The sequence below is a fragment of the Litchfieldella qijiaojingensis genome, from assembly GCF_014651875.1.
GTDB classification, from domain to species: domain Bacteria; phylum Pseudomonadota; class Gammaproteobacteria; order Pseudomonadales; family Halomonadaceae; genus Litchfieldella; species Litchfieldella qijiaojingensis.
The window spans coordinates 1-5,587 of record NZ_BMXS01000049.1 but is presented as its reverse complement, the minus strand read 5'-3'; the positions used below and the strand labels follow the sequence as shown (position 1 = coordinate 5,587).

General features: G+C 54.3%; 7 protein-coding genes and 1 pseudogene. 5 read left to right on the top strand and 3 right to left on the bottom strand.

What is annotated here, in order from left to right; all coding sequences use genetic code 11:
* On the bottom strand, positions 1-521 hold a 521-nt coding region (locus IE093_RS22030), incomplete at its 3' end, for a Tar ligand binding domain-containing protein (RefSeq protein ID WP_189473055.1).
* A gap of 436 nt (positions 522-957) precedes the next feature.
* Between IE093_RS22030 and IE093_RS22025 the strand changes: the two genes are divergently transcribed.
* Positions 958-1,224, top strand: a complete 267-nt coding sequence (locus IE093_RS22025; protein WP_189473054.1) for a DksA/TraR family C4-type zinc finger protein — start codon at positions 958-960, stop codon at positions 1,222-1,224.
* 79 nt (positions 1,225-1,303) lie between these two features.
* Here the strand turns inward: IE093_RS22025 and IE093_RS22020 are convergent, their stop codons facing one another.
* Together IE093_RS22020 and IE093_RS22015 are read right to left on the bottom strand one after the other, a co-directional pair.
* Positions 1,304-1,648: a YbhB/YbcL family Raf kinase inhibitor-like protein gene (locus tag IE093_RS22020; RefSeq protein WP_229803896.1), complete on the bottom strand. Its 345-nt coding sequence runs from the start codon at positions 1,646-1,648 to the stop codon at positions 1,304-1,306.
* Positions 1,649-2,329: 681 nt separating this feature from the next.
* Positions 2,330-3,183 (bottom strand): IS5 family transposase gene (locus IE093_RS22015; protein WP_189473053.1). Its coding sequence is split into 2 segments (ribosomal slippage): positions 2,330-2,841 and positions 2,841-3,183, totalling 855 coding nucleotides; the frame shifts between segments, so codons are not numbered across the junction.
* 107 nt (positions 3,184-3,290) lie between these two features.
* On the opposite strand from IE093_RS22015, the pseudogene IE093_RS22970 reads away from it, so the two are divergent.
* The 4 genes and pseudogenes from IE093_RS22970 to IE093_RS22000 all read left to right on the top strand — a co-directional run.
* Positions 3,291-3,818, top strand: a pseudogene (locus IE093_RS22970) (eCIS core domain-containing protein); the annotation flags it as partial.
* 51 nt (positions 3,819-3,869) lie between these two features.
* Positions 3,870-4,511, top strand: coding sequence for a hypothetical protein (locus tag IE093_RS22585; protein ID WP_229803894.1), 642 nt, complete (start codon positions 3,870-3,872; stop codon positions 4,509-4,511).
* Positions 4,512-4,617: 106 nt separating this feature from the next.
* Positions 4,618-4,980, top strand: a complete 363-nt coding sequence (locus IE093_RS22005; protein ID WP_189473051.1) for a hypothetical protein — start codon at positions 4,618-4,620, stop codon at positions 4,978-4,980.
* Between the two features lie 465 nt (positions 4,981-5,445).
* A partial coding sequence (locus IE093_RS22000) for a helix-turn-helix domain-containing protein (protein ID WP_189473050.1) occupies positions 5,446-5,587 on the top strand: 142 nt, incomplete at its 3' end.

The following is a 5,587-nucleotide window of genomic DNA, read 5'->3' as shown; positions in this document are numbered from 1 at the left end:
GTCTCGGCCACGTCGAGCTGCACCTCCTTCAGTCGACCGAAGGCCTCGGAGACCGGATCGATGCGCTGGTAAAGCTCATCGACGATGAAGCCCTCCAAGGCCGCGGCATCTTCCTGGCGCAGGATGGTCTGGAGGCGATCCACCGCGGCATCGGCGCTCTGCAATAGCGGCCTCAGTTCGGCGACGATACGCTGCTCCTCCTCGACCAGGAAGGTCGCCAGATAGGCCTCCCAGGTGTGCCGGATGGTCTCGCGTGCCTCGGCCACGTTGCGACCGGCCTCGGCCCAGCCGATATTGCCGTTGTTCACCTTATGTGAGGTATCGACGATATTGACGGCGTATGCATCGGCGATAGTCGAGAGTTGGCGTAGTGGTACCACCCGATCCTCATAGACGGTCTTGAGACTCTGCAGGGTAGCGCTCGTCCCATATAGCCCAAAGACCCCGATCCCTACCAAGGCGATCGAGAATATCCCCACCAATAACGAGAGTTGCTGAGAGACTTTCAGCTTCTTGAACATGGCATGCCCCCTGCGTGCACCAAAGCCGCATTTTTAAAATGGTTCTCGTTTAGTTCCCCTTGCTCCCGCCCACCGACGAAACGGCACTTGGCGGTCAATGCAGGTAGCAACCACCTTATTCTGGCAATATTGCTAATACATGAATCACTGATCATAAGCAAATGGTGATCACCTCTTGTCGATGATCAGTTGCTGTTCTGCCAGTGCTGAGGCAGGAGTTCGTGGATGTGGCTGGCCTTCTGCGTCGGCAGCCGGGCCAGCACATCCTTCAGGTAAGATGCGATTCCGTTACAAGATGGCTCAACCATTGGGGAGACTCGCGCATCTGGCGTTTGTAGGCATGCATAAGCCTGTGCAGGGTGTCGCGATCAGGTATGTTTCATCCTGCGGAGTAGGCGTAGAGTTACAGTTTGTTGAATGTAATAGAGGTCGCTCAATGGCAAGTGGCTGGGCGCAGGATGGCGCGGTACAAGATCAGATAGACGCAACGGTGGAGTCCGCCGTGCAGCAAGCGCAGAGTCGTATCCCCAAGGGTGAGAGCCTGACCCATTGCGAGGAGTGCGATGTGCCCATCCCGGAAGCGCGGCGCTTGGCGATGCCTGGCGTTCGCCTGTGTATTCGATGTCAGGCCGAACGTGAGCAAAACGATAAAGCCGAGTCTGTCTATAACCGCAGAGGCAGCAAGGATAGTCAGTTGCGTTAGCCCGCACTGCCATCGGAAGGGAGAGTGCCAATCAGTTGGCGTGACTGACCGGCATCAGGGGTTTTCTTCAGAGCTGGTATCAGCGGCTGTAGGTAACCTCAATGGTTGCCTGATCCAGCGCACTAGCCCGGACAAAGTAGCCGACCATAGCCGCTGGCGCATTGTCGTCGAGTGAGAGCTTGTCTTCGGAAAGCGCGTATACCGTAAACTGGTAATGATGGTCGCCGTGACCAACCGGCGGACAAGCGCCGCCATAGCCCGATGCGCCAAAATCGGTTCGACCTTCTACAGCAATCACCCGCTTGGTGCCCGACCGTACCTGTATCAGCAAGGGAGCAGTGCTTACCAGGCGATAAAAGCATACCTTTCCACCTTGTCGGATAAGGGCGCTGGCGGGGATAGTGGAAAGGGATTTTTGATTCATCTCTCTCGATTTCTAAGGCTTGGAGTGGCAGCCCTTGTATATCAGAGATTGCCTCTCATCTCATCAGCTTGCGGTTGTCGGACAGATCGACAAGAGAAACAGCACCCGGGACGGCCTTGTCGCGCTGACCGGCAGTATGCTGGGTGCCAGCATAGGCAGTCGCTGCAGACAGGAGGGATCCGGTCATCGGGCGCCGAGCCGTGCTGAAAGGCTAGCTCAGTACCAAACCCCTGCGACTTTTTCCTCAGCATTTGATTACGCAAAACGGAGCATTAGTTAGTAAGCTGAGTGTAAATGATCATTTCTATGCGCAGCTCTACCGTCTCCAAATTGAGCCATCCTATGGCCTGCGACTGCCAGAAATGGTTGTGTCCTGCATGGCACTGCCCGGCGGTAGCGTACCCTGGCCCAGATGGAGGTCCTGATCCCCTGGCAACGGTTGACCGATGCCTTGTTACTGTCCTGCTACCCGGATTCCGCTGGTAAACGATTGGTGACACTAAACGCCTAACATTGGATCGGTCGACAGGCTGGTAAAATGAGTCGATAGGAAGGATCTGGAAATTGGGTTTTTCTACAGCCTCGTTAGACAATTCAAAGAAACGGGAGGTAGGAAAATGTTCAAGCAAGTTGTGAATCGGAGTACTGCAGAAAAGGGGCACTCCTCGTACCTTTCGCGGCCTAGGTTCTGTACGAAAAGTCAGCTCGTAGGCAACGGTCTATGCAAGCCAGGCATACCATGGCGTGAAAGCTACGGGCCAGCTTGTCATAGCGCGTGGCGATTCGCCGTAGTTCCTTGAGCCAGCCAAAGCCGCGCTCGATCACATTGCGCTCCCGATACTTGGGCTTGTCGAATCCTCGGGGTAGCCCAGGACGAGGTTTTCGGTGCATCTTGCGCTGCGCGATGATCGGCTTCATCCGGTGTCGATCGCAGTAGCGGCGTAAGTCATCACTGTCGTAGCCCTTGTCTGCCACGATGTGGCGGCAACGCTTTCGGGGCCGGCCCACGCTGCCCGGCAGATGGATCGTTTCCATCGTGGGAATAAAATGACGAGTGTCGGCGTCTTGGCCCGGCGATAAGGTAAAGGTCAGCGGCCATCCATGTCGGTCGCAGACCAGATGAATCTTGGTGGTCAAGCCGCCCCGGCTGCGGCCCAGTGCATGGTCTACCGGTTCGTCCGCTCCCCCTTTTTACCGCCTCCCGAGGCGGCTCGAGTCGCACGAACGGCCGTGGAATCGATCATCCAGGTGTCCAGATCCATCAGGCCATCCTCGCGAAGCTTGAGCTGGAGGCGTGCCAGCACCGCATCGAAGGTGCCGTCATCGCGCCACTGACGGAATCGGGCATACACCGTGCTCCAAGGGCCATAGCGCTCTGGCAAGTCGCGCCATTTGGCTCCCGAGCACAAGACCCAGAAGATGCCGTTCAATACCTGGCGATCATCCCGCCTTGGCCGGCCCATCTCCTGGGGTGGAGAGACGATATCCTTGATCAGCGACCAGCTATGGTCGGATAGCTCGTAGCGTCCTGCCATACTTCACCTATGCTGCTGCGGCATAGGTTAAATTAGCATAAGCTACTTTTCGTACAAAGCCTAAATTAACGCAACCTGATCGAGGATTTACAACTTCTGGTATCTTGATGCCACAAAGGACAATCGGTAATCCAGCCGTGCTGTGGATTCTGAAGGACCAGAAGCAGAACGCAGATACAAGCTCTCCTGTGCAAGAGCCTTTGGGCTTCAGGCAGAACGTTAGTCGGATTCCAATGCATCGCCGGCCGAACTCCGCAAGTGAGAACCCGACAATGAATGAACCTGGGGACCGCTACGAGCAAGAAGCTGATCGGGTAGCAGAGCAAGTGATGTCGCTCAGGCAACCGAATCAACCAGATCAACAGGATATCGTTTCACGTAACATGGAGTCCGCCCACGATTCGAGCGGAGGAAATACTCTCGATTCTGAGGCTCGACGATTCTTCGAGACTCGTTTCGGTCACAGTTTCGCTAACGTTCGAGTCCACTCAGATCGATCAGCAAATGAGTCGGCTCGCAGACTCGGAGCACGCGCCTATACCGTAGGCGAACACATAACCTTCGCCTCTGGTGAATATCAACCTTCGACACGAGAGGGTAGGCATCTGCTGGCCCACGAACTTGCTCACGTGGTTCAACAGACCCGGATCCCCGGACATACCAGGCCTCATACGCCAGCAGCGTCCTTGTCAAAAGCCCCATCACATAGGGTTCAAAGAAAACTGATTGCAACGGGTGATGCGTCCGGCTTTGCGGCGTTGGCAAATTCAATTATTGCTGTGCAATATGAAATAGTAGTGTCATCCGCGGGTGTAGTAACGCTGCGCGAGACAGATGTACAAGGTCCTCCAACGCCAGAAGCGCAAGAACTCATAAGTGTTCTCAGAACCGTCATCAACGATGCTGATACGACGACGATAGAATTTATACATGGCTCAACTACGACCAGGGCTAGTGATCGTCGGGTATTTGTTGGCTCTTTCCCTCAAGGGAAAGTGGATCTTGATGACGTCGCAGCCTTCGGCAGTCAAGAACAACTGGGTTTAGGGCAAGGAGGAACTGGTGGAGCTCTGTTAGCACATGAGATTGCTGAACAGCATCGTAAACAGGTTCATGGGGAAGCATTCCCTGTTGCTCACCCACAAGGCGTTGCAGCCGAGTCCCGCGCGGTAGGAGGTACGAGGGGAGCGGCCACGTTCCGACAAATAAATGCAACGACACTTGAGGTTACGATTCCTTATACCTATCCAGACGGCACGGTCGTGGAAGTCATATGGGAAATAGTAAATGGAAATCCGACAAATATCAGAAGGAGGGTAAGGCCCTGATCTGACCGGGCTGCCTTTATATGAATGGCTTGTCTCTTTGCTGGTCTATTGTATGACCGCGACTTTTTCGTGAAGTCATCAAGAGAAAGAGACCTGGAGGCGAGAGATGAATACGGTTCACTACTATCTCACAAGCATACGCATCGAGTGGGAAGGTACGGATGGTGGTCTCATGCCAGTTTTTGTAGAGGGCAATTCCGAGGCCATACTCGAACTCAAGGAAAAGGCCATGCGTGACCTCATCGGTGCTCTTTCCGACGAGGACTTGTTCGTGAATGCGCATGTGTTGCTGACTCAGATTTCAGGAATTGAGTATCAAGCATTCCCAATGTGGAATGGGCTAAATGTTGAGATGGGATCTGACGGAACTGTCACTATCAACCCGGAACAGAGGTACGAATTGGCTAGACGATGGGAGCGGTGGTACCAGACTGAACCGCGACCCAAGGTACTTCCTACTGGTAATTGAAAACGCCGGGAGGAACCTGCCTAACCAATCTCAGGCCCTACCATTACGACCAGAACGCCATGGCAGGGTGGCCACAATGCGTGAAATTTGAGAGCTGATTTCTCTGCCTGCAAAAACCGAATTAAAGAATGATTCATGCTCGACACTAATAGCTGTTGGCATATCAGAGAGATCTCACCTATGCTCCTTGTTGCACACTCCGGTGGTTTTCCCGATTTTCTTTCAAATAAGAGTAAACGCCGGTAAATGGAAGTAACCTTAACATAAGGAGGTACTATGGGAACGGCAGCCTCAAGCAACAATCTGCAACATGGTTACCCGACACCCGGACCGCAAAACCCTACCGGACAACGGGTCATGGACCATGTGTTTTTCTTGTCCAATTCGGAGTGGAAAGCCGCCAGAGAAAGCTTGGCCGCAGAAACTGAGTGCAACACCTGACCATTCCGGTAAGGTGTTGTATCCATGTCCTATTCTGAGCTCAGCATCGAAGAACGCGCCACGATCCAGGTCAGCCATGCGCAAGGCATGAGCATGCGACAGATCGCTCGCCTGTTGGAACGTGCCCCCTCCACCATCAGTCGAGAGCTACGGCGCAACCAACAGC